Origin of the sequence: Pseudomonas sp. TH10 (assembly GCF_016651255.1) — a bacterium.
Taxonomy (GTDB): Bacteria; Pseudomonadota; Gammaproteobacteria; order Pseudomonadales; family Pseudomonadaceae; genus Aquipseudomonas.
Map to the genome: position 1 here is coordinate 1 of NZ_JAEKEG010000060.1, position 24,225 is coordinate 24,225.

Below are 24,225 nucleotides of genomic sequence, written 5' to 3' on the forward strand. Positions count from 1 at the left end.
CAGGCTGATCGCGTGGACCGCATCGTCGACATGGCGCAAGCCGAAGCCGAGGACGTGACCCGTCGTCTGGCTCGTGAAGAAGGCATTTTCTGCGGCGTGTCCTCGGGCGGTGCGGTGGCAGCGATGCTGCGCCTGTCCAAAGAAGTTGAAAACGCGGTGATCGTTGCGATCATCTGCGACCGTGGCGACCGTTACTTGTCGACCGGCATTTTCGACGCGCCCAACTGATGGCCAAGCAAGAGAGAGGCCTGCGCTTTCAGCCCACCGGCGGCAGCAAGGCCCCGCAAATCCCGACCGGCAAAAAGCAGCGCTTGAGCATCGAGCGCCTGGCCAATGACGGTCGCGGCATCGCGTTTTTCGAAGGCAAAACCTGGTTTGTCCTCGGCGCCCTCGCCGGTGAAGAAGTCGAAGCACGGGTGCTTGGCGCCCACGGCAAAGTGGTCGAGGCGCGCACCGAGCGCGTGTTCAAGGCCAGTGAGCTGCGCCGCCCTGCACCGTGTCCGCATGCCGGTCGTTGCGGCGGTTGCAGCGTTCAGCATTTGCCCCACGGCGAACAGCTTGCCCTGAAACAGCGCATGCTCGCCGAGCAATTGTCGCGCGTTGCTGGTGTCGAACCTGAAGAGTGGGCAGCTCCGCTGACCGGCCCCGAATTCGGCTATCGCCGTCGCGCCCGGATTGCGGTGCGCTGGGACATGAAGGCAAAGAAACTCGAAGTGGGTTTCCGTGCGGCCGGCAGTCAGGACATCGTCGCGATCAGCGAATGCCCGGTGCTGGTACAGCCCTTGCAACCGATCATGACCCGTTTGCCGGAGATGCTCCGTCGTTTGAGCAAACCGCAGGCTCTGGGCCATGTCGAACTGTTCAGTGGATCCTCGCTGGCGGTGCTGCTGCGGCATATGGCGCCGTTGTCCGAGGCGGATCTGAGCATCCTCAAGGACTTCTGCCAGTTCCATGAAGCGCAACTGTGGCTGCATGGCGAAGGCGAGCCGCAATCGGTCGATGCGACCCAGTCGCTGGGCTATCGTCTGGAGCAGTGGGATCTGAATTTGGCGTACCGGCCCGGCGACTTTATCCAGGTCAATGCCGGCGTCAACGAGGCAATGGTCGCGCAGGCGCTGGACTGGCTGAAACCGACTCGCGACGAGCGCGTGCTGGACCTGTTCTGCGGCTTGGGCAACTTCGCTTTGCCGCTGGCCAGATCGGTGCGTGAGGTGGTGGCGGTTGAAGGCGTGCAGACCATGGTCGAGCGTGCGGCAGCGAATGCCGCCAGTAACAATTTGCATAACACAAAGTTTTTTCAAGCCGATTTATCCCAGCCTTTGAGCGATGCCCAGTGGATCGGAAACGGCTTTTCTGCGGTACTCTTGGACCCACCGCGTGACGGTGCTTTCGAGGTGGTTCGCAAGCTCGCGACCCTGGGTGCCAGACGGTTGGTGTATGTGTCGTGCAACCCTGCAACTCTGGCGCGCGATACGGTTGAATTGATCAAGCAGGGCTACCGGTTAAAACGTGCCGGGATTCTCGATATGTTTCCTCAGACGGCACATGTCGAGGCCATGGCGTTATTTGAAGCGAGCCAGGATGGCTTGTCTGAATCCGTCTGACCTGTCCGGTCAGCGCTCGCACCAGCCCCGCGAGCGCAAACGGGCAACAAGGGTCAGCGATTTGACGCATTGAATCTGCGTCGTAGGGAAGGTAAAGCAACATGGTACAGGTGAGAGCACACCAGCCGATCAACACTGACGGCAGTATCAATCTCGAGGCTTGGCTCGATCACGCGGTCAGTGTCGATCTGGCACTGGATCGCGAAGCCTTGAAAGAAGCCTGCGAGTTTGCTCGCGAGGCCGAACAACAGTCCAACGCCAAGAAAAATCTGTGGTCCGAAGGTTCCGGCAGTTTCAGTACCGGCCTTGAGATCGCCGAGATTCTCGCCGACCTCAAGCTCGATCAGGATTCGCTGGTCGCCGCGGTCCTGTACCGCGGCGTCCGAGAAGGCCAGATCGAGCTTGCGGCGGTTAGCCAGCGCTTCGGCCCGGTGGTGACCAAACTGATCGACGGCGTGCAGCGCATGGCCGCCATCAGTGCCAGCCTGAGTCCGCGCCAGTCGATGGTGATGGGCACGCAAGGGCAGGTGGAAAACCTGCGCAAGATGCTCGTGGCCATGGTCGACGATGTCCGCGTCGCACTGATCAAACTGGCTGAGCGTACCTGCGCCATTCGCGCGGTAAAAACCGCCGACGACGAAAAGCGTAACCGTGTCGCCCGGGAAGTCTTCGACATCTATGCGCCGCTCGCGCACCGGCTCGGCATCGGTCATATCAAATGGGAACTGGAGGACTTGTCCTTCCGTTACCTGGAACCTGATCAATACAAACAGATCGCCAAGTTGCTCCATGAGCGGCGGCTCGACCGTGAGCGTTTCATCGCTGACGTGATGACCCAGCTCAAGGACGAATTGCAGGCCACAGGCGTCGACGCCGACATCAGCGGCCGGGCAAAACACATCTATTCGATCTGGCGCAAAATGCAGCGCAAGGGTCTGGAATTCAGCCAGATCTACGACGTGCGTGCCGTGCGTGTGCTGGTGCCGGAAATGCGCGACTGCTACACCGCGCTCGGTATCGTCCACACCTTGTGGCGGCATATCCCGAAAGAGTTCGACGACTACATCGCCAACCCGAAAGAGAACGGCTACCGCTCGCTGCACACGGCAGTGATCGGGCCTGAGGGTAAAGTGCTTGAGGTGCAGATCCGTACGCACTCGATGCACGAAGAAGCCGAACTCGGTGTTTGCGCGCATTGGCGCTACAAAGGCACCGACGTCAAATCCGGTTCGAACCACTACGAAGAGAAGATCTCCTGGCTGCGTCAGGTGCTCGAGTGGCACGAGGAACTGGGCGACATCGGCGGTCTGGCCGAACAGCTGCGTGTCGATATCGAGCCGGATCGGGTCTACATCTTCACCCCCGACGGTCACGCCATCGACTTGCCCAAAGGCGCGACACCGTTGGACTTCGCCTACCGCGTACACACCGAAATCGGCCACAACTGCCGTGGCGCGAAGATCAACGGGCGTATCGTGCCGCTCAACTACAGCCTGCAGACCGGTGAGCAGGTCGAGATCATCACCAGCAAGCACGGCACGCCGAGCCGCGACTGGCTGAACTCCAACCTCGGTTACGTCACCACCTCGCGGGCGCGGGCGAAGATCGTTCACTGGTTCAAATTGCAGGCGCGTGATCAGAACGTCGCGGCCGGTAAAACCCTGATCGAGCGCGAACTCACGCGTCTCGGTCTGCCGGCGGTGGATTTCGACAAGCTGGCCGACAAGGCCAACATGAAAACCGCCGAAGACATGTTCGCCGCCCTCGGTGCTGGCGACTTGCGCCTCGCGCAGTTGGTCAACCTGGCGCAACAACTGGTCGAGCCGGAACGCGGCAACGAACAGCTGGAACTGATCCCGCGCAAAGCCACCGGCTACAAACCGGGCAAGCGCGGTGACATCCAGATCCAGGGCGTCGGCAACCTGATGACGCAAATGGCCGGTTGCTGCCAGCCGTTGCCGGGGGATGCCATCGTCGGTTACATCACCCAGGGCCGTGGCGTGAGCATTCACCGTCAGGACTGTGCGTCGGTGCTGCAACTGTCGGGGCGCGAGCCAGAGCGGATCATTCAGGTCAGCTGGGGGCCGGTGCCGGTGCTCACCTATCCGGTGGACATCATCATCCGCGCCTACGACCGTTCCGGTCTGTTGCGTGACGTCTCGCAGGTGTTGCTCAATGAGCGCATCAACGTGCTGGCAGTCAACACCCGCTCGAACAAGGAGGACAACACCGCGCTGATGTCCCTGACCATCGAGATTCCGGGGCTGGATGCGCTGGGGCGGTTGCTGGGGCGCATATCCCAGTTGCCGAACATCATCGAAACACGGCGCAACCGTACCCCGTGAAGAACGACGCCGATCAACTGTGGGAGCGAGCCTGCTCGCGAAGAGGGAGTGTCAGTCGACATCATTGTTGCAGACACACCGCTTTCGCGAGCAGGCTCGCTCCCACAAGGTTTTGTGGTGAGAGATAAATGATGTACAGCCTTGAAGACCTGCTCCATCTGATGAACCGTCTGCGTGATCCGGAGTACGGTTGCCCGTGGGACATCAAGCAAACCTACGCGACCATCGTTCCGCACACCCTCGAAGAAGCCTACGAAGTGGCCGACGCCATCGAGCGTGGCGATTTCGATCATTTACAGGGTGAGCTCGGTGATCTGTTGTTTCAGGTCGTCTATTACAGCCAACTGGCCCGGGAAGAAGGGCGCTTCGAGTTTGCAGGTGTCATCGACAGCATCAGCCGCAAGTTGATCCGTCGTCATCCCCACGTGTTCCCGACCGGGGATTTGTACGCGCCGCTGGATGTTCCTCGTTTGACGGAAGAACAGGTCAAGCAGCGCTGGGAAGAGATCAAGGCCGAAGAACGTGCCGAGAAATCTGCCGCGCCAGAGCAGCTGTCATTGCTCGACGACGTGCCGGCCACGCTCCCGGCCCTGTCACGTTCAGCCAAGTTGCAGAAGCGCGCAGGGCAGGTCGGTTTCGACTGGCCAGATGCCTTGCCGGTGCTGGACAAGGTTCGTGAGGAGCTTGATGAAGTCCTCGAAGCCATGTCTGAAAACGATCCCGTCGCCGTGGCTGACGAGATCGGCGATCTGCTGTTTTCCGTGGTCAATCTGGCCCGGCATCTGAAGGTCGACCCGGAAACTGCCTTGCGTGGCGCCAACGGCAAGTTCGAAAGACGTTTCCGTTTTATCGAACAGGCATTGCGCGACACCCACCGTCCCATAGAAGATTGCACCCTCGAAGAGTTGGACGCCCTGTGGGGTGAAGCCAAACGTCAGGAAAAGAATGCGCCCAGCTGCGGCTGAGCAACTGCCCAAGTGAGTAAGCCCGATGAGTATTTCCCTTCGCGACCAGTTGCTCAAAGCAGGTCTGGTTAACCAAAAGCAGGCCAAGCAGGTCAGCAAAGACAAACAGAAGCAGCAGCGTCTGGCCCACAAAGGTCAGGCCGAGCAGGATGATACCCAGCAGCGCCTGGCCCAGGAGGCGCAGGCCGAAAAGGTCAAGCGTGACCAGGAGCTCAATCGTCAGCAGCAAGAGAAAGTAGAGGCCAAGGCCCGTGCCGCACAGGTCAAGCAATTGATCGAAGCCTCGCGCCTGCCCAAGTTGACGACCGAGGACTACTACAACTTCGTTGACGACAAGAAGGTCAAGCGGATCTGCGTCAATACGCTGATGCGCAACAAGCTCAGCAGCGGTTCGCTGGCGATCGTGCACCACGGCGGCGGCTATGAAGTCATACCGCGTGAAGCAGCCCTGAAGATCCAGGAGCGGGATCCGCAACGTATCGTCTACATGAATGTGCAGACCGAAGAAGTCGCTGCCGAGGACGATCCATACGCGGCCTATCAGATCCCTGACGATTTGATGTGGTAAGCCGTTAGGGCACCCAACGACGACAAACCCCGCTCATGGCGGGGTTTGTCGTTTTCAATGCTGTAGTGACTCAGGCGCAGCGCCTAGGCGGAACGAAGTTCGCGTTGCTGCTCCAGTGTTTCCAGTTCGGCCTTGTAATTGTGGGCATCGATCTCGTTGTGGAACATGCCGACCAGCAAGTCTTGTTGATGCACGTCCCAGATCCGGATACCGGCGGCTACGCCTTCGTGGGACATGTGTGAATCGTCGCGTTCAGTTACTTTTACAGTCATCTGCTAGCTCCAAATCTCAAGTTATCTGCAGCAAGGCGTGTGCAGGACTCTTTTATATGATTTGTTAGCTTGCTAAGTAAACGCTTGATTCGTGCAACGTATTCTTGCGTAAAACGCAACAGTGCTGCAGCCCGCTAAATCCGCGACATTCGGTCGCAGGACGCAAAGTTTCATGACAGAAGTTTCATTTTCAAAGAGGGTGTTGACCCACGATAGCCCGTAGGAGCTGGCGAAGCCTGCGCTCCCAGGGAATGGCGGCGCCCAAACCAAAAAAACGCCCCGAACCAGTCGGGGCGTTTTTATGTGTGGCTCAAGCTCGGGGAATTACTTGCCTTCCCAACGCTTCAGTACCAGCGTGGCGTTGGTGCCGCCGAAGCCGAAGCTGTTGCTCATCACGGTATTGAGGGTGGCGTTCTCGCGGGTCTTGGTCAGCACCGGCAGATCGGCCACTTCAGGGTCCAACTCGTCGATGTTGGCGGAACCGGCAATGAAGTTGCCTTCCATCATCAGCATGCAGTAGATCGCTTCGTGAACGCCGGCGGCGCCCAGGGAGTGACCGGACAGGCTCTTGGTCGAGCTGATCGCTGGAGCCTTGTCGCCGAACACTTCACGCACACCTTTCATTTCCGCGACGTCGCCGACCGGAGTCGAAGTGCCGTGGGTGTTCAGGTAGTCGATCGGGGTATCAACGGTGGACATTGCCATCTGCATGCAACGGATCGCGCCTTCGCCACTTGGGGCAACCATGTCGTAGCCGTCGGACGTTGCACCGTAGCCAACGATTTCGGCGTAGATTTTCGCGCCACGGGCCAGAGCGTGTTCCAGTTCTTCAACCACAACCATGCCGCCACCACCCGCGATAACGAAACCGTCACGGTCTTTGTCGTAGGCACGGGAAGCTTGTTCCGGGGTGTCGTTACGCTTGCTGGACAGAGCGCCCATAGCGTCGAACAGGAACGACTGGCTCCAGTGCTCTTCTTCACCGCCACCGGCGAAGACGATGTCCTGCTTGCCCATCTGGATCTGTTCCATGGCGGTACCGATGCAGTGAGCACTGGTGGCGCAGGCAGAAGCGATGGAGTAGTTCAGGCCCTTGATCTTGAACGGCGTGGCCAGGCAAGCGGAAACGGTGCTGCTCATGGTCCGCGTGACACGGTACGGGCCGACACGCTTCACGCCTTTCTCGCGCAGGATGTCCAGCGCTTCCATCTGGTTCAGCGTGGAAGCACCGCCGGAACCAGCGATCAGGCCGGTACGCGGGTTGGACACTTGCTCTTCGGTCAGACCGGAGTCAGTGATCGCGTCTTTCATGGCCAGGTAGGCGTAAGCCGCTGCGTGGCCGACGAAGCGATAGATCTTGCGATCGATCAGCTCTTCAAGGTTGAGGTCGATGGAGCCGGAAACCTGGCTACGCAGACCCATTTCGGCATATTCCGGGTTGAACCGGATGCCAGGGCGGCTTGCACGCAGGTTAGCGGAGACGGTCTCTTTGTCATTGCCCAGGCACGAAACAATGCCCAGACCAGTGATAACGACGCGGCGCATGCGAATAACCCTTAGAAGTTGTCAGTGGAGGTGAACACGCCGACGCGAAGGCCTTCGGCGGTGTAGATTTCGCGACCGTCAACAGACACCGAACCGTCGGCGATGGCCAGGTTCAGCTTGCCCTTGAGGACGCGCTTGATTTGAATGTTGTAGGTGACTTTCTTGGCAGTCGGCAGTACCTGACCGAAGAATTTCACTTCGCCCGAACCCAGCGCACGGCCGCGGCCCGGCAGGCCTTGCCAGCCCAGGAAGAAGCCGACCAGTTGCCACATGGCGTCCAGACCCAGGCAGCCCGGCATTACCGGATCGCCTTCGAAGTGGCACGCGAAGAACCACAGGTCAGGGTTGATATCCAGTTCGGCGACCAATTCACCTTTGCCGTACTTGCCACCTTCTTCGCTGATCAGGGTGATGCGATCCACCATCAGCATGTTCGGGGCGGGCAGTTGCGCGTTACCTGGGCCGAACAGCTCACCGCGACTGCAGCGCAGCAGATCTTCCCGAGTAAAGGCGTTTTGTTTGGTCATGCGAGCTCCTCAATAATCCCATGCGGCAGGTGGGGCAAATCTTCCCGACCGTTCGAAGCGTTCATGCCTCGAACCGGCAGCCTACTCATAGACTATTGCGTTGTGGTGAAAGTCACAGCACCAAGGACATGAATGTACACTTGTGCACTGAAATTTTTAATCAAGCCTCTTTTGAGGCTCGTTCGGGTGCCTAAGACTGCCGCACTTTCGCTTTTCACGCCAGTCGCAGATGGTCGAAAGGCCCACACTACGACACCCAGCGCTGCAGAATCTGCTGCAGATCATTACGTTTGAACGGCTTGGCCAGATAATCGTTCATGCCCGCCGTTAAACACGCTTCGCGATCGCCCTGCAAGGCGTTGGCGGTCAGGGCGATGATCGGCACGTTGTCGCAGCCGGGCAGTTTGCGAATTTCCCGGGTGGCCTCGTAGCCGTCCATGACCGGCAGGCGGCAGTCCATCAGGATGGCCTCGAACATCAGGCTTTCCGCGCTGCGTACCGCCTGAGCACCGTCGACGGCGACGCTGACAGTAAAGCCCAGACTGCGCAACATTGCTTCGATGACGGTCTGATTGACCGGATTGTCTTCCACCAGCAGCACGTTGCGCCCCTGCCACCCTGGCCGTCGCCATTCGGCGCGCGCGGTGCTGGCAGTGGCGGCAACGCCTGTTTATAGAGGGCCAGCGGGATTTCCAGGGTGAACACCGAGCCGAGGCCTTCTTCACTCTGCGCCCGCAGAGTACCGCCCATGCGTTCGGCGAGTGTCCGGGCGATCGGAAGGCCCAGGCCCGTGCCACCGTAGCGCCGTGAAATCGAACTGTCGGCCTGCTGGAAGGCGTTGAACATCAACTCCAGACTTTCGGTGGAAATACCGATGCCGCTGTCGCGCACCGAGCAGGTAAACCACAGCAGTTCATGATCCAGCGACTGCCATTGCGCTTCGATGCTGACCCGCCCTTGTTCGGTGAACTTCAGCGCATTGCCGACCAGATTGACCAGAATCTGCCGGATCCGCGTCGGATCGCCCTGCACTTGCAAGCCGCGCATGTCCTCGGGGATCCGCAGGTTCAACGCCAGGCCCCGTTGCACGGCGCTGTGCTGAAACGACTGGGCGCAGGCGCCGATCAGTTCGGCCAGATTGAACGGAATGTGCTCCAGCTCCAGTTCCGAGCGCTCGATCCGCGAGAAGTCGAGAATGTCGTTGATGACTTTCAGCAGATGCTCGGTGGACTCTGATGCGAGCGCAGCGTATTCGACCTGCTCCTCGGTCATCTCGGTGGTTTCGAGCAGTTGCAGCATGCCCAGCACGCCATTCATCGGTGTGCGCAGTTCATGGCTCATCATCGCCAGAAAATCGGATTTGGCGTTGTTGGCCTTTTCTGCCTCCTCGCGCGTCTGGATCAGTTGCGCCATCGCCTGATGCTGTTCGCGGCTGGCCTGCTCCAGCGCCTGGGCAAGGTTATTGATGTGTTGCGACAGCGCGCCAAGCTCGGTGTCGTCGACAATCGGTAGCGGGGTTTTATAGTCGCCGTCCTGAATCGCCTTGACCGCATTGCCGATATTGCGGATCGGCTGCGACAGGCTGCCTGCCAGGCGCCTGGCGATCAGGAACGTAAACAGCAGCGCAAACAATGCCAGGATCGCGGCCTTGAGCAGGATTTCCTGCTGGCGCTGATTGAATGCGTCGTTCGACAGGCCGACGATTACCCGCCCCAGGTAATCCTCGGTGGGGGCGATGCTGGCGACCCGGCTGTTCTGGAAGAAATCATTGTTGAGCGCGATCCGTTGCAGGCGTACGGGGGCCTGGAACACCTCGACCTGCTGTGAGCGGTTATGGGTTTCCGAAGGTTGCTCGACGTACACCAGGATGCGGTTGGCGCTGTCCTGGACTTCAAGGAAACGCACATTGGGCGTGGCCAGGGTGGCTTTAAGCAGGCCTTCGAGCACCTCGTTGTTGCCGGAAATGACGCCATACTCAGCGGCGGGCGCCAGTTGGTTGGCAATCAGCTGACCGGTGTGATTGAGCTCCTGGCGCAAGTCCTGGATGCGCACGAAGGTGAAAAAGCTGATCAACAGCAGCGTCAGCAACAGGGCAGGGCCGAGGCTGATCAGTTGCGTGCGGGTGTTGATGTCCCAACGACGATGGAAGGTCACGGGCGGCTTACTCCTTCGGCCAACTGTGTTGCGACAGATGCTTCATTGATCTGTTCAATACCTAATGAACGAGCAACCTGCGGGTTGTTCAGGACTTTGAACCGATCGGGATAGTGCGTGCGTGGCCAGGTGGCTGGCGAGCGGTCGAGCAACCGGTCGAGCACGGCCAGCCAGTCGTTCTGGTCGCTGTAGGTGCTGGCGAGGCTGCCCGCCTTGACGAAGGCGGCGTTCGGGCCGACCAGCGCCATTTGCCGTGAATAGCTGCTAAGCAGCAGGTTTTTGACAGTCTTGGGGTTGTACAGGTCCGGATCGTCGAGGCCCAGCAATACGTCGCTGTTTTTCAACAGGCTTTGCAGGGGGCGGCTGTCGTTGATGTCTTCCCAGTGCTCGGCGACGATCTCCATGCGCAGGGGGCCCGCAGCCTGGCGCAGTTCCTTGATCAGGAACTCACTGTGCTGATCGTAGAGCACGCCGATCCGTTTTGCCTGGGGCAACAGAATGCGGATCAGGCGCAATTGGCGTTCAAGGGGCGGATCGCTCCATAGCAGGCTCAGGTGCGGGGGTAGGGCGGACCCCAGGCGCTGTCGTGCCTGCAGACGACTGATGCGCAACACCAGTGTGGGCGGGCCTTGGGCATCCTGCAGGCGCCAGTCGAGGCTTGGCGGGTCGAGCAGTACCAGTCGGGTGTTGCCTGGCAGTTTTCCCGGCGCAGGCAGATTGGCCAGTGGTTCAAAACGCACCCGGTCGCCCGGCCGCCGCTCGCTCAGTGCCGCGGCGAAGGAGCGCATGCCGGGACTGTCGTCGGCGCCGGTGAGCAGAATATCGGCGGCATTTGCCGTCAGCAGGTTCAGCAGGCCGCCAATGGCCAGGCACAAACCGGCCAACAGGCGGCCAATGGTCGGCGTCTTTCCTGACAAACGACCTGGCATTCTAAAACTCCAGCTGCGCGCTGAAATACATCACCTGGCGCTGGTCGTACTGGTTGTCGATAAAGGTAGTGGGTTGATGGTCCAGGCGCTGCTGCAGCACGCCGGCCAGTTCCAGGCTGGCCTTGCCCAGCTGGATGCGCTTGGCAATACGTGTGTCGACCCGTTCGAAGCGGTAGCCGTTCAGCGCATCGTTGCCGTAGTAGAACAGGGCGCTGTTCCAGCCGTGCCCCCAGTCTCTCAGCCAACCGGCCGAGCCACTGTTGCGCGCGGTCTGCAGTTCATCTTCCGGATTGCTCGCGTGAGCATCGACGTAGGCATAGGTCAGGCGCAGGCGGTCGGTGCGGTTGATGCTCCAGTCCATTTGCGTTTCGGCCCCGGTAAAGCGGGCCTGGTTGGCGTTGCTGGCGATGTACTGATTGTTGCGCAATGGCTCGCTGATCATCCCGGTGATTTCGTCGTAGAACAGCTTGATGTCGAGCGCCAGGCCGAGCTCGGCGAAGTAGCCGTTGTAGCCCAGCTCCCGCGAGCGCATGTGCTCCTGATCGAGATCGCCGGGGCCGCGCGTCTTGACGAAGTAGCGCGCCGACGACTGACCGTACGCCGAGGGCCGCAGGTTGCTGACCTGATAGCTCCAGTTGACGTTGTTCTCGAACATGTCCGGCGAGCGGATGGCTTCGAGTACACCGCGCGCAGACCATGGCGCGGGTTGATCAGGTAATTGATCGCCAGTCGCGGGGTCAGGGAGCTGCCGATCAACCGGGTGTCTTCGAACATGGCGCCGCCCTGCAGCAACCAGTGCTCGGTGGCGCGCCACTCCAGCTGGCCGAACGTGCGCCAGGTGGTGTCATTCAGGGTGCCATTGAAGTAGGTTTCGGAATCTGCCCGGTCGTAACGATAGTTCAGGCCGCTGACCAGGCGCAGGCTGTCGGACAGGCTCAGGGTGTCCTGCAATTCCAGGTCGAAGCGTGATTCCCGGGTACTCTGGTCGATATCGCCGCACAGGGTCTGGCGGGCGCCATTGTTCCATTGCCCCAGCACCTGATTGCCCAGCTCCCGTTCCGCAGCCGGGCCCGGCGGCGCACCGGTGGTGGTGAAGCGTGCAATATTACGCGCCAGCGCTTCGGTGTAGTTGGGGTTGAGCTGCCACAGCCGGGTCAGTTCCGGGCTGAATGACACTTCGGCATCGCAGGCACGCCATGTCTGCTGGCGGTCCCAGTGCTGGGCGGTGCCCTGGATATAAAGGCTGTGATCGGGATCGACGTCGAGGTTCCAGCGCAGTGAGCCTGCGTAGGTCTTGGCAACTACGTCGGAATTGTTACCCGCGTCAGTAATCCCCGAGAACACCGGCCTGTAGGTGTACGGCCGTTGGTTGCTGCCGTCCTTGGCGTTGAGCTGCCAGTCAATGCTCTGTCGTTCATCGAGTGTCTGGCTGACGGCGAGATTAATGCGGTTGAGGCGACGGCTGTCGCGGTAGTCGGCGCCGTTGCGGTCAGAGTCAAAGCCGTCGTCTTGCAGACCGGACAGCGACAGGCGCAGATCGCCGGAATCCCAGCCCATGCCCTGGCTGGCGTAGTAATCATTGATGTCACGCTGACCGCGGATAATTTTCATCCGGGAGCCATGGCTGTCGGCGGGGCGGCGGGTAATGATATTGACCACTGCCATCAGCGCGTTGGCGCCATAGCTGACAGTGTTCGGGCCGCGAAAGACTTCGATGCGCTCGATGTCTTCCATGGCCACTGGAATATCGCTCCAGTCGACCGTGGCCAGACCGGCGCGGTACACCGAACGGCCATCGATCAACACTTGCATGCGGCGCGCCCCGGTGGCGTTGGTGCCGTGGTAATTGACCGCCGCCTGGTTGCCGCTGATGTTGCCGACCATCATTCCCGGCACCAGGCGCAGCAGTTCGCTGATGTCGCGGGCGCCGCTGGCGTTGATCAGTTCGCTGTCGAGTACGGTCATGCTCCCCGGCACTTCCGCCGGCGTCTGTTTCAGGCGCGTGGCCGTCAGCACCTGCGGCAATGCTTCGCCGTCCATGAACAGGTCGTCCGCCTGCAACACCGGGCTGAACAACAGCGCCAGAACCAGCGGCGAGCGCGATGACGTGGAACCAAATGACACAACACATCCCTGATCGTGGTGAATGGGCGCGCATGTTAACCGAGCCGGTCGACTTTTCCATGGCGGATGCCGGCATTTCCGAGGATTTGTTGCGCGTGTCCCGGTTCTCGAGGCTAATTGACGTGAGGGCTGGCCGCGACCGGGACGCTCCGTATAATGCCGGCATCGCCATTGGTATGGATTAACGGATTGCATATGACTGAACAGCGCCCGATTGCGGTCCTGGGAGGCGGAAGTTTTGGTACCGCCGTGGCCAATCTATTGGCCGAGAACGGCCATCAAGTCTTGCAGTGGATGCGTGACCCCGAACAGGCCGAGGCCATCCGGGTCAATCGCGAAAACCCGCGTTACCTCAAAGGCATCAAGATTCTGCCAGGCGTGACCGCTGTCACCGACCTGCAAGCCACTCTCGACGCCTGTGATTTGTGCTTCGTCGCGCTGCCTTCCAGCGCACTGCGCACGGTGCTCGCCGCGCACGCCGAGCGCTTGAGCGGCAAGATGCTGGTCAGCCTGACCAAAGGCATCGAAGCCCAGACCTTCAAACTGATGAGCCAGATCCTCGAAGAGATCGCTCCGCAGGCGCGCATCGGCGTGCTGTCGGGGCCGAACCTGGCGCGGGAAATCGCCGAGCATGCGCTGACTGCCACGGTGGTCGCCAGTGAAGACGAAGAACTTTGCAAGCAAGTGCAAGCCGCGCTGCATGGCCGCACTTTCCGCGTTTATGCCAGTGCCGACCGTTTTGGCGTCGAACTCGGCGGCGCGCTGAAAAACGTTTACGCGATCATCGCCGGCATGGCCGTGGCGCTGGAAATGGGTGAGAACACCAAGAGCATGCTGATCACTCGCGCCTTGGCGGAAATGACCCGATTTGCGGTGAATCAAGGAGCGAACCCGATGACCTTCCTCGGTCTGGCCGGTGTTGGCGATTTGATCGTCACGTGTTCCTCACCGAAGAGCCGCAACTATCAGGTCGGTTTCGCCCTCGGCCAAGGTTTGAGTCTCGACGAAGCCGTGTCGCGCCTCGGTGAAGTCGCCGAAGGGGTCAACACTCTGAAAGTGCTCAAGGCCAAATCCCAGGAAGTCGGCGTGTACATGCCGTTGGTCGCCGGCCTGCACGCGATCCTGTTTGAAGGACGCACGCTGGAACAGGTGATCGGTCTACTGATGCGTGCCGAACCGAAAACCGACGTCGACTTTATTTCCACCAGCGGTTTCAACTGAATTTATCTACGCACGTCCAATCTATTGAATCAGGGAGCGAGAAATGAACGAACCGAAAGAAGAAGCCAAATACGAGTCCATTCTGCTGCGCGTGCTGTGGATGATCGTTTACGTGCTGGTCTGGCAAGTCGCGCAATTCATCCTTGGCGCAGTGGTGCTGGTACAGTTGATTTATCGTTTGATCTACGGTGCCCCGAGCGCCAGCCTGATGAATTTCGGCGACAGCCTGAGCCAGTTCCTGGCTCAGATCGGTCGCTTCGGCAGCTTTCACAGTGACCAGAAGCCCTGGCCTTTCGCCGACTGGCCGACGCCGCGCACACCTGAAGGTGAAGCGCCGCACGCAGTGCCGCCAGCACCGCATCCGGCCCGAGATGAGGAACCGAAACTATGAAACTCTGGGTATTGCGTCATGGTGAGGCTGAGCCGCACGGCACACGTCCTGATTCCGAGCGGGAATTGACGGCCAGTGGCCGCGCCGAAGTGTTGCGCAGTGCTGCTTTACTGATCAGCGAGCCGTTGACGGCGATCTACGCTAGTCCTTTCAAGCGTGCGCAGCAGACGGCAGAACTGGTGCGTGAAGCCCTGGGTTTCAAGCCGGATATTCGCACGGTCGATTGGCTCACTCCCGATTCCCGCCCACAAGCCGTGGCGGAGCAGCTGGTATCTGTCGATTATGCGCTGCTGGTGAGTCATAACCCGCTGGTGGGCAATCTGCTCGGGTATCTGCAGCATGGTCATGTGCAGGATCCGGAGCGAGTGTCTACGGCCGGACTGGCGGAGCTGGAGGGCGATTTACCGCTCGCGGGGGCGATGAAGCTCAACAGCATCAAGCATCCTTGATTGTTCAGCGATCGCTGTGGGAGCAAGGCTTGCCCGCGATGAGTTCACCGATTCACAACCGGCCACCGGAGGCGACCCCATCGCGTGCAGGCCTCATTCATACGGCAATAAAATATCCAACCAAGCAATCGCTTGGTTGACTACGCTTGCTCCAGACCAATAAAAGGAGCGAGTCGCATGCCTGGCGCTTTTCGATTGCCTCTGGATGTCTTCTACGAGCGTGAAGCCCGCCATCCCCGCCAGCGTTATCTGGTGCAACCCACGGGCGGCGGACAGGTCGAAACGCTGACCTGGGCCGACGTTGGTCATCAGGCACGCTGCGCTGCCCACTGGCTGCGAGCGCGGGAATTGCCCCAAGGCAGCCACATCGCCCTGATCTCGAAAAACTGTGCGCACTGGATCATTGCCGACCTGGCGATCTGGATGGCCGGCCATGTGTCTGTTCCGCTCTACCCCAATCTGACTGCCGAATCGGTGAGCCAGGTGCTCGAGCATTCCGAAGCGGCGCTGGCGTTCATTGGCAAGCTCGACGACTGGCCAGGCATGTCCCGGGGCGTTGCCGCCCATCTGCCGACCATCAGCCTGCCACTGCATCCTCCGGGTACTTTCAATTTCAGCTGGGCCGACCTGCAGGCCAGTTCTCCCATACAGGACGATCCCAAACCTGCCGCCGACGAACTGGCGACCATCATCTACACCTCCGGCACCACCGGCATGCCCAAAGGCGTGATGCACAGTTTCGCCAATCTGGGTTTCGCCACGAGCCGCGGCACGCAGTTGTTCGGCCTCAACGAGTCGGACCGCCTGCTGTCCTATTTGCCGCTGTGTCACGTGGCCGAGCGGATGTTCGTTGAACTGGCGTCGATCTACACCGGGCAAACGGTGTTCTTTGCCGAGAGCCTGGACACCTTCCTCACCGATCTCAAGCGTGCGCGGCCGACCGCAATGTTCGGCGTGCCACGGATCTGGACCAAATTCCAGATGGGCGTGTACAGCAAGGTCCCGGCGAAGCGTCTGGATTGGCTCCTCGGTCTGCCGTTTATGGGTAAACGGGTCGGGCACAAAGTGCTCGCCGGGCTGGGGCTGGACGCCTTGCGTGTGGCGCTGTCCGGCGCGGCGCCGGTGCCGCAGACCTTGCTCAACTGGTATCGGAAACTCGGCCTCGACGTGCTGGAGGTCTATGGCATGACCGAGAGCTGCGGCTACTCGCACATCTGCCTGCCGGGACAATATAAACAGGGCTGGATCGGCAAACCGTGTCCGGATGTCGAGGTGCGCATCGATGAGTCGGGCGAAGTGCAGGTGCGCAGTCAGGCCAACATGCTCGGCTATTTCAAGGAACCGCAGAAAACCGCCGAAACGATTACCGAAGACGGCTTCCTGCGCACCGGCGACAAGGGCGAGCAGGATGCCGAAGGACGCCTGCGCCTGACCGGGCGGCTCAAGGAAATCTTCAAGACCAGCAAAGGCAAATACGTCGCCCCGGCACCGATCGAGAATCGTCTGGCGGTGCATTCCCGGATCGAGCAGGTCTGTGTCGTCGGCGATGGATTGAGCGCGCCGCTGGGTTTGTGTGTGCTCTCCATCGTCAGTCAGGAAGAAGGTCGCGCCAGTCTGCACTCGAGCCTGGAAAAACTCCTGGAAGAGGTCAACGCCGCGCTCGACAAGCACGAACGCCTGCGTCGGTTGGTGGTGGTCAAGGACAGTTGGGGCGTCGAAAACGGCTTTCTCACCCCGACGCTGAAGATCAAGCGCAACGTGATCGAAGCGGCTTACGGTGGGCGGTTCGAGGAATGGAGCGAGCGCAACGAGACCGTGCTGTGGCAGGATTGAGCGACAACCAAAACAACCAAGGAAGTCTGCGATGAGCTTGTGGCGTACCACTCCCAATATCGAGCAGTTGAACGCAATCCAGAAAAACACCATTGGCGAAGTGCTGGACATCCGCTTCGAAGCGTTCGACGAAGAGTCGCTGACCGCGAGCATGGTCATCGACCATCGCACACACCAACCTTACGGCTTGCTGCATGGCGGCGCTTCGGTGGTGCTGGCGGAAACCGTCGGTTCGATGGCCAGCTATCTGTGTATCGATGCCAGCAAGTTTTACTGCGTCGGGCTTGAGATCAACGCCAACCATTTGCGTGGGTTGCGCAGTGGACGCGTGACGGCAGTGGCCAAGCCGATTCATATCGGCCGTACCACGCACGTCTGGGACATCCGTCTGACCAGTGATGAGGGCAAGGCCAGTTGCGTGTCACGGTTGACCATGGCGGTGGTGCCACTGGGTGAGAATCCTCCGGCGCGCTGAGGTTTTAAAGTCAAAAAATCGTTCGAACGCGGCCCGAGCTTTCGGACGATCTTTTAATCTCTGCGATATCTCCTACCACCATTCCTGACCGTTATGGTCATTGCCGTAACCCACCGTCTTACGGACAATCACCCCCATGTTCTCGCTCATGGATTTGCCGGTATGCCGCAACAGATATTCTTCGCCCACGCCAACGGTTTCCCCTCCGGAACCTATGGCAAATTGTTTGCGGCGCTGGCGCCTGAGTTTCAGGTCACGCATCTGGAGCAGCACGCCCACGATCCGCGCTTTCCGGCGGACGACAACTGGTACAACCTCGTGGATGAACTGATCCATCACCTGCAACAGCAGCCGGAGCCGGTGTGGGGCGTCGGCCATTCCTTCGGCGGCGTGCTGCACCTGCATGCCGCGTTGCGCTGCCCGGAGTTGTATCGCGGGGTGGTGATGCTTGATTCGCCGGTGTTGACTCGTGCCGATCAATGGGTGATTCGCGCCGCCAAGCGCTTTGGCTTCATCGATCGCCTGACGCCGGCCGGCCGCACCCTGGGCCGGCGCGAAGAATTCCGCGACATGGACAGCGCCCGCCGCTATTTTGCTGGCAAAAGCCTGTTTCGCAGCTTTGATCCGGAGTGCCTGGATGCCTACCTGCTTCACGGATTGCATCAGGTTGGCGACACCTTGCGATTGCGCTTCGATCCTGCCACGGAAATCAGTATCTATCGGGGCGTGCCCCATACCAGTCCTGGCCGGGCGCGGCAGTTGAAAGTGCCGCTGGCGGTGGTTCGCGGGCACAAGAGCCGGGTGGTCATGCGCCATCACGCCAGTGCCGTGGGTCGCATGCCGCTGGGTGAGTCCCTGACCATGCCCGGCGGCCACATGTTTCCGCTCGAGCGTCCCCAGGATACCGCCACGCTGCTGAAGAACCTGTTCAGCCGCTGGCAAGCTCGTCCCAAGCAGGATTGCGCATGAGCCATGCCGTGGAAGAAATTCGCCTGAACCTGCCGCACATCGAATTGGCGGCACACTTGTTCGGGCCTGAGGACGGGCTGCCCGTGATCGCCTTGCACGGCTGGCTGGACAACGCCAACAGCTTTGCCCGGCTGGCGCCCAGACTCCATGGCCTGCGTATCGTTGCCCTGGACATGGCCGGGCACGGTCATTCCGGACACCGGCCCGCCGGTGCCGGCTACGCGATGTGGGACTATGCCCACGATGTACTGCAAGTGGCCGAGCAACTGGGTTTGCAACGCTTTGCGCTGCTGGGCCATTCGATGGGGGCGATTGCTTCATTGATCATCGCCGGTTCACTGCCGGAGCGCATCAGCCATCTGGCATTGATCGACGGCGTGATTCCTCCTACAGACAAAGGCGAAAATGCGGCCGAGCGCATGGGCATGGCCCTGCAAGCGCAACTCGATCTGCGCGAGAAGCGCAAACCGGTCTACCACACCCTCGACCGTGCCATCGAAGCGCGGATGAAAGGTCTGGTGGCGGTCAGTCGTGAAGCGGCGGAGCTGTTGGCTCAGCGCGGGTTGATGCCGGTGCCCGGCGGTTACACCTGGCGCACCGATAATCGACTGACTCTGCCATCGCCGCTGCGCCTGACCCAGGAGCAGGCGATGGCTTTCGTCCAGCGCATCGGCTGTCCTGCGCAGCTGGTAGTCGCGGCCGACGGTATGCTGGCTAAACATCCGGAGCTGCTGGAGCGTCTACCCTTTAGCCGGGAACAGCTGCCAGGTGGGCATCATTTGCACCTGAACGACGAGGCCGGGGCGGATCTTGTCGCAGACTGTTTCAATCGCTTCTTCGCCATTCCTTGACTTGCCGCAGGCAACTGTCGAGGCTGGGCGGGTTGAAATGGGAGACAACCACGATGGATTTTTATACCGCTGCGACCCCGAATCACACAGTCATGCCGATCCGATGAGCCTGACTATGCGGTCACTCAGTCTGTTGGCGCTGAGCTGTTTCAGTTCCGTTTCTTTTGCCGCCGACGTGCCGGGCAGTCAGGACCTGCCGATGCTGCCGCGGATGGCCGATGCGCAAATCGTCGACTATCGCCCCGCTGTGGAAATGGAACGGATCTATCCGCTGGGGTCGATCCGCAAGATCAGCGGGCAGTTGCGCTTTGACGGACAGGTCACGGCGCGTGGGCAGACCACTTCCGTCACCTACGAACTGCCCCCGGAACACTCTTCCACTGACGCTTTTACCGCGGCCCGTGAGGCCTTGCAGAAGCAGGGCGCCGAGTTGTTGTTCTGGTGCCAGGCGCGTGACTGCGGGGAGAGCAGCCTGTGGGCCAATGAGGTGTTTGGCAACGCAAAACTGTACGGGGCCGATGATCAACAGGCCTATCTGCTGTTGCGTCTGGCGGCGCCCCGGGACAATACCCTGGTAGCGCTCTACAGCATCACCAGGGGCAATCGTAAAGCGTACCTGCATGCCGAGCAGTTTGACGCCGCCGCGCCACTGGGCGAATTGCTGCCGACCTCCGCCACCTTGCTGCGACAGCTTAAAAGTACGGGCGAACTCGACTTTGCGAAGTTGTCCGGCGCCCCCGACGAGACCTGGTTGCGCTTGCTGTCGCGTGGCTTGAACCTGGATACCGGCCTGCGCGTCAGTGTCTCCGGGGCGAACGCCGAAGCCTGGCGTCAGGCGCTGGTAAAGCAGGGCGTGCGCGCGGCAAGGATGGAAACCGGCAGCAACGAAGGCTCTGGCCTGCACATCGAACTATTGCGATAAGCTTCATCAGGCGAGCGCCGATGCGCGCTCGCCGACTCTTTCCTGACTGACGAGACCTACATGATCAACAATGATCGGCTGTTGGTGCAGATCCTGCTCCTGGTGCTGTTTGGCGCGAGCTTATGGGTGATGGCGCCGTTCTGGTCGGCGTTGTTCTGGGGGCGGTGCTGGCATTTGCCAGTTGGCCACTGATGCGACTGCTGACTCGCTGGCTGAACGGTCGCGAATCCCTGGCCGCCGCCGTACTGACTCTGGGCTGGATGTTGCTGGTAGCGGTGCCCCTGGTATGGCTGGGGTTCAACCTGGCCGATCACGTGCGCGATGCCACGGCGTTCATCAAGGACGTGCAGGTCGACGGCCTGCCCGAGGCACCGACCTGGCTTGGTTCGATTCCGCTGATTGGCGAGCGGCTGGTGGGGATCTGGGACAGCATCGACCAGCAGGGCGCAGCGATGATGGTGGCGGTCAAGCCGTACCTGGGGCAGGTCGGCAACTGGCTGCTGGCCCGCAGTGCGCAGATCGGCGGCGGTATCCTCGAACTGACCTTGAGCATCGTCTTTGTGTTCTTTTTCTATCGCGACGGCCCGCGCCTGGCGGCCTTCGTCCATGGCTTGCTCGAACGATTGATCGGCGATCGCGCCGGCTATTACATCGAGCTGGTGGCCGGTACGGTACAGCGGGTGGTCAACGGAGTGATCGGCACGGCAGCGGCGCAGGCGTTGCTGGCGTTGGTCGGGTTCCTGATTGCCGGCGTTCCCGGGGCCCTGGTGCTCGGTATCGTGACCTTCCTGCTCAGCCTGATTCCCATGGGCCCGCCACTGGTGTGGATTCCGGCGACGGCGTGGCTGGCGTGGAAAGGTGATTACGGGATGGCGGTGTTCCTGGGGATCTGGGGCACATTCATCATCAGCGGCGTCGACAACGTGCTCAAACCCTACCTGATCAGCCGCGGCGGCAACCTGCCGCTGGTGATTGTGTTGCTGGGCGTATTTGGCGGCCTGATCGCATTCGGCTTCATTGGCTTGTTCATCGGCCCCACGTTGCTGGCCGTGGCCTATAGCTTGTTGACGGACTGGAGCAAGAGTCACGCCCGCATAGAAGAGCGGCGCTGAGGGAAAAGCTGGTATTGCCTGAGCTGTCGGGACGATTTACCGATCATCGGGTGCCGCGCCGCCGCCGGTTCCGCTACAATGCGCGCCGATTTCGACCTGCCTGAGAGCCCATTCATGTCCGCCTGCCAGACTCCTATCATCGTCGCCCTGGATTTCCCCACCCGTGACGCCGCACTGAAGCTGGCCGACCAGTTGGACCCGAAGCTGTGCCGGGTCAAAGTGGGCAAGGAACTGTTCACCAGTTGCGCCGCGGAAATCGTCGGCACCCTGCGTGACAAGGGTTTCGAAGTATTCCTCGACCTGAAATTCCACGACATTCCCAACACCACCGCGATGGCTGTAAAAGCTGCTGCCGAGATGGGCGTGTGGATGGTCAACGTTCATTGCTCCGGTGGTCTGCGCATGATGGCTGCTTGCCGTGAAGTGCTGGACAAGCGCAGCGGCCCGCAGCCACTGCTGATCGGCGTGACCGTGCTGACCAGCATGGAGCGCGAAGATCTGGCAGGTATCGGCCTGGACATCGAACCGCAGGAGCAGGTACTGCGCCTGGCTGCATTGGCGCAAAAAGCCGGAATGGATGGCCTGGTGTGCTCGGCGCTGGAAGCCCAGGCCCTGAAATCGGCTCACCCGTCGTTGCAACTGGTGACCCCAGGTATTCGTCCGGCCGGCAGCGCCCAGGACGATCAACGCCGCATCCTGACCCCGCGGCAGGCGCTGGATGCCGGTTCGGATTACCTGGTGATCGGCCGTCCAATCAGCCAGGCGGCTGATCCAGCCAAGGCGTTGGCCGCCGTGGTAGCCGAGCTGGCGTAATCCACCTCTGTGGGAGCAAGGCTTGCCCGCGATGAACGATGACGCGGTCGAGCCTATGGGCCGCGGCGCCTCAATCGCGGGCAAGCCTTGCTCCCACAAGCCCGCTCCCATAGGGTTTTGATTCAGTCCGTGACAGCGTTACACCTTCAGCACCAACTTGCCAAAGTTCTCCCCGCTGAACAACTTCATCAGCGTCTCCGGGAACGTCTCCAGCCCTTCGACGATATCTTCCTTGCTCTTGAGTTGTCCCTTGGCCATCCAGCCCGCCATTTCCTGCCCGGCGGCGGCGAACTGCGCCGCGTAGTCCATCACCACAAAGCCTTCCATGCGAGCGCGGTTGACCAATAGCGACAGGTAATTGGCGGGTCCCTTGACCGCCTCCTTGTTGTTGTACTGGCTAATGGCGCCGCAGATAACCACTCGCGCTTTCATCGCCAAGCGGCTCAGCACTGCATCGAGAATATCGCCGCCGACATTATCGAAATAGACGTCGACCCCTTTGGGGCATTCACGCTTCAGGCCGGCGTGCACATCTTCGTTCTTGTAGTCGATAGCGCCGTCGAAACCCAGTTCCTCGATCAGGAACTTGCACTTGTCCGCGCCACCTGCGATGCCGATCACACGACACCCCTTGAGCTTGGCGATCTGCCCGGCAATGCTGCCCACAGCGCCAGCGGCGCCCGACAGCACCACGGTGTCGCCTTCTTTTGGCGCGCCGACGTCGAGCAAGGCGAAGTAAGCGGTCATGCCCGTCATGCCCAGCGCTGACAAGTAGCGTGGCAGCGGGGCCAGTTTCGGATCGACCTTATAAAAACCCCTTGGCTCGCCGAGGAAATAATCCCTGCACGCCAAGGGCACCGTTGACGTAGTCGCCGACGGCAAAACCGGGATTGTTCGACGCAACGACTTTGCCCACGCCCAATGCACGCATGACTTCGCCGATACCGACCGGAGGAATGTAGGACTTGCCCTCGTTCATCCAGCCACGCATGGCCGGGTCCAGGGACAGGTATTCGTTTTTGACCAGGATCTGTCCTGCGCCCGGTTCACCAACCGGTACTTGCTGATAGGTGAAGGTTTCGCGGGTCGCCGGGCCCACCGGACGTTTGGCGAGCAGGAACTGGCGATTGGTCTGGGTAGTCATGACAGGCGCTCAAGAGGGATGAAGCCTTGTTGATAGCCCTTCATGACCCAGGCCGCAAGTCTCGCTGATACGGCGAATGCAGTTCGATCCAGAGCAGTGATAGTCGCTTGGGCGGTTTCATCACTGCTACTCATGGGCAGCCAACCGGCCTCTTGATAGTGCTGACGTGCTGCAGGCACCTGTGTCTAGACTGGGTGCACGCACTTTCCCGGCTTTCTTCGAGGACATAACCATGAGCATGACGTTTTCCGGCCAGGTTGCCGTAGTCACGGGAGCGGCCAACGGCATCGGCCGCGCGACCGCCCAGGCCTTCGCCGCCGAAGGTCTGAAGGTGGTGGTGGCTGATCTGGACACGGCTGGGGGCGAGGGGACGGTGGCGCTGATTCGTACAGCCGGCGGCGAAGCGACCTTCGTGCGTTGTAACGTTACCGTCGAAAGCGATGTGAAAGATCTGATGGACGAGGTCATCAATACTTACGGCCGTCTCGACTATGCCTTCAACAATGCCGGTATCGAAATCGAGAAGGGCAAACTGGCCGAGGGCTCGATGGAAGAATTCGATGCGATCATGGGGGTCAACGTCAAAGGCGTCTGGCTGTGCATGAAGTATCAGTTGCCACTGTTACTGGCCCAGGGCGGCGGGGCGATCGTTAATACCGCGTCGGTGGCCGGGCTCGGTGCAGCACCGAAGATGAGCATTTATGCGGCGTCGAAACACGCGGTGATCGGTCTGACCAAATCGGCGGCCATCGAATACGCGAAGAAGAAAATTCGCGTCAATGCGGTGTGCCCGGCGGTGATCGATACCGACATGTTTCGTCGCGCCTATGAGGCCGATCCGAAGAAGGGCGAGTTCGCCAACGCCATGCACCCTGTCGGTCGTATCGGCAAGGTCGAGGAAATCGCCAGCGCCGTGCTGTATCTGTGCAGCGATGGCGCCGCTTTCACCACCGGGCACTCCTTGGCAGTGGACGGCGGCGTAACGGCCTTCTAACCCGCCCGCTTCGCACAA

At 60.6% G+C, this 24,225-nt stretch carries 20 protein-coding genes and 4 pseudogenes; 17 read left to right on the forward strand and 7 right to left on the reverse strand.

Annotated features, from left to right (window positions below; genetic code table 11):
* The 5 genes from JFT80_RS09535 to JFT80_RS09555 form a co-directional block, all read left to right on the forward strand.
* On the forward strand, window positions 1-228 hold a 228-nt coding region (locus JFT80_RS09535), incomplete at its 5' end, for a pyridoxal-phosphate dependent enzyme (RefSeq protein WP_201147685.1).
* On the forward strand, window positions 228-1,604 hold the full coding sequence (gene rlmD, locus JFT80_RS09540; protein WP_201147686.1) for a 23S rRNA (uracil(1939)-C(5))-methyltransferase RlmD: 1,377 nt from the start codon (window positions 228-230) through the stop codon (window positions 1,602-1,604). The genes JFT80_RS09535 and rlmD, both read left to right, overlap by 1 nt.
* A gap of 101 nt (window positions 1,605-1,705) precedes the next feature.
* Complete coding sequence (gene relA, locus JFT80_RS09545) at window positions 1,706-3,949, forward strand: GTP diphosphokinase (protein WP_201147687.1); 2,244 nt, start codon at window positions 1,706-1,708, stop codon at window positions 3,947-3,949.
* 131 nt (window positions 3,950-4,080) lie between these two features.
* Window positions 4,081-4,914 carry a nucleoside triphosphate pyrophosphohydrolase gene (mazG, locus tag JFT80_RS09550; protein WP_201147698.1) on the forward strand — a complete coding sequence of 278 codons (834 nt, stop codon included), beginning with the start codon at window positions 4,081-4,083 and terminating at the stop codon, window positions 4,912-4,914.
* A 25-nt stretch (window positions 4,915-4,939) separates the two neighbouring features.
* Entirely contained in the window at window positions 4,940-5,482 is a 543-nt protein-coding gene (locus tag JFT80_RS09555) for a DUF2058 domain-containing protein (RefSeq protein ID WP_201147688.1), read from the forward strand.
* An 83-nt stretch (window positions 5,483-5,565) separates the two neighbouring features.
* Here JFT80_RS09555 and JFT80_RS09560 read toward each other — a convergent pair whose 3' ends face one another.
* The 6 genes and pseudogenes from JFT80_RS09560 to JFT80_RS09585 all read right to left on the reverse strand — a co-directional run bounded on the left by JFT80_RS09560 (window position 5,566) and on the right by JFT80_RS09585 (window position 13,033).
* Window positions 5,566-5,754 carry a hypothetical protein gene (locus JFT80_RS09560; RefSeq protein WP_201147689.1) on the reverse strand — a complete coding sequence of 63 codons (189 nt, stop codon included), beginning with the start codon at window positions 5,752-5,754 and terminating at the stop codon, window positions 5,566-5,568.
* 324 nt (window positions 5,755-6,078) lie between these two features.
* Window positions 6,079-7,299 (reverse strand): beta-ketoacyl-ACP synthase I, encoded by a 1,221-nt coding sequence (fabB, locus tag JFT80_RS09565; RefSeq protein WP_201147690.1) that lies wholly within the window; start codon window positions 7,297-7,299, stop codon window positions 6,079-6,081.
* An 11-nt stretch (window positions 7,300-7,310) separates the two neighbouring features.
* A complete protein-coding gene (fabA, locus tag JFT80_RS09570) occupies window positions 7,311-7,826 on the reverse strand; it encodes a 3-hydroxyacyl-[acyl-carrier-protein] dehydratase FabA (RefSeq protein WP_064391590.1) in 516 nt (171 codons plus the stop codon).
* A gap of 247 nt (window positions 7,827-8,073) precedes the next feature.
* Window positions 8,074-9,980: pseudogene (locus JFT80_RS09575) on the reverse strand (ATP-binding protein).
* Entirely contained in the window at window positions 9,977-10,909 is a 933-nt protein-coding gene (locus tag JFT80_RS09580) for an ABC transporter substrate-binding protein (protein ID WP_201147691.1), read from the reverse strand. The pseudogene JFT80_RS09575 and the gene JFT80_RS09580 overlap by 4 nt, the downstream one beginning before the upstream one ends.
* Window position 10,910: 1 nt before the next feature.
* Window positions 10,911-13,033, reverse strand: a pseudogene (locus tag JFT80_RS09585) (TonB-dependent receptor plug domain-containing protein).
* Between JFT80_RS09585 and JFT80_RS09590 the strand changes: the two are divergent.
* The 11 genes and pseudogenes from JFT80_RS09590 to pyrF all read left to right on the forward strand — a co-directional run bounded on the left by JFT80_RS09590 (window position 13,027) and on the right by pyrF (window position 22,069).
* Complete coding sequence (locus JFT80_RS09590; RefSeq protein WP_201147692.1) at window positions 13,027-13,218, forward strand: hypothetical protein; 192 nt, start codon at window positions 13,027-13,029, stop codon at window positions 13,216-13,218. The pseudogene JFT80_RS09585 and the gene JFT80_RS09590 overlap by 7 nt on opposite strands.
* Before the next feature lie 10 nt (window positions 13,219-13,228).
* Window positions 13,229-14,254, forward strand: coding sequence for an NAD(P)H-dependent glycerol-3-phosphate dehydrogenase (locus JFT80_RS09595; RefSeq protein ID WP_158829152.1), 1,026 nt, complete (start codon window positions 13,229-13,231; stop codon window positions 14,252-14,254).
* A gap of 43 nt (window positions 14,255-14,297) precedes the next feature.
* A complete protein-coding gene (locus JFT80_RS09600) occupies window positions 14,298-14,645 on the forward strand; it encodes a DUF4389 domain-containing protein (RefSeq protein ID WP_122839104.1) in 348 nt (115 codons plus the stop codon).
* The gene (gene sixA / locus JFT80_RS09605) at window positions 14,642-15,094 is read left to right on the forward strand and encodes a phosphohistidine phosphatase SixA (protein ID WP_045061761.1); all 453 of its coding nucleotides are present in this window, start codon (window positions 14,642-14,644) and stop codon (window positions 15,092-15,094) included. The genes JFT80_RS09600 and sixA overlap by 4 nt, the downstream gene beginning before the upstream one ends.
* 177 nt (window positions 15,095-15,271) lie before the next feature.
* Window positions 15,272-16,927, forward strand: a complete 1,656-nt coding sequence (locus tag JFT80_RS09610) for an AMP-binding protein (protein WP_201147693.1) — start codon at window positions 15,272-15,274, stop codon at window positions 16,925-16,927.
* 31 nt (window positions 16,928-16,958) lie between these two features.
* Window positions 16,959-17,402, forward strand: coding sequence for a hotdog fold thioesterase (locus JFT80_RS09615; RefSeq protein ID WP_056853110.1), 444 nt, complete (start codon window positions 16,959-16,961; stop codon window positions 17,400-17,402).
* A 162-nt stretch (window positions 17,403-17,564) separates the two neighbouring features.
* Window positions 17,565-18,371 (forward strand): alpha/beta fold hydrolase, encoded by an 807-nt coding sequence (locus tag JFT80_RS09620; protein WP_122839107.1) that lies wholly within the window; start codon window positions 17,565-17,567, stop codon window positions 18,369-18,371.
* Entirely contained in the window at window positions 18,368-19,222 is an 855-nt protein-coding gene (locus JFT80_RS09625; protein WP_201147694.1) for an alpha/beta hydrolase, read from the forward strand. The genes JFT80_RS09620 and JFT80_RS09625 overlap by 4 nt, the downstream gene beginning before the upstream one ends.
* Window positions 19,223-19,337: 115 nt before the next feature.
* Complete coding sequence (locus tag JFT80_RS09630) at window positions 19,338-20,144, forward strand: DUF4892 domain-containing protein (protein ID WP_201147695.1); 807 nt, start codon at window positions 19,338-19,340, stop codon at window positions 20,142-20,144.
* Window positions 20,145-20,204: 60 nt separating this feature from the next.
* Window positions 20,205-21,256: pseudogene (locus JFT80_RS09635) on the forward strand (AI-2E family transporter).
* 114 nt (window positions 21,257-21,370) lie between these two features.
* A complete protein-coding gene (gene pyrF, locus JFT80_RS09640; RefSeq protein WP_201147696.1) occupies window positions 21,371-22,069 on the forward strand; it encodes an orotidine-5'-phosphate decarboxylase in 699 nt (232 codons plus the stop codon).
* Between the two features lie 138 nt (window positions 22,070-22,207).
* Here pyrF and JFT80_RS09645 read toward each other — a convergent pair.
* Window positions 22,208-23,213: pseudogene (locus tag JFT80_RS09645) on the reverse strand (NADP-dependent oxidoreductase).
* 232 nt (window positions 23,214-23,445) lie between these two features.
* Here JFT80_RS09645 and JFT80_RS09650 point away from each other — a divergent pair.
* Window positions 23,446-24,207 (forward strand): SDR family oxidoreductase, encoded by a 762-nt coding sequence (locus JFT80_RS09650; protein WP_201147697.1) that lies wholly within the window; start codon window positions 23,446-23,448, stop codon window positions 24,205-24,207.
* Window positions 24,208-24,225: the final 18 nt, after the last annotated feature.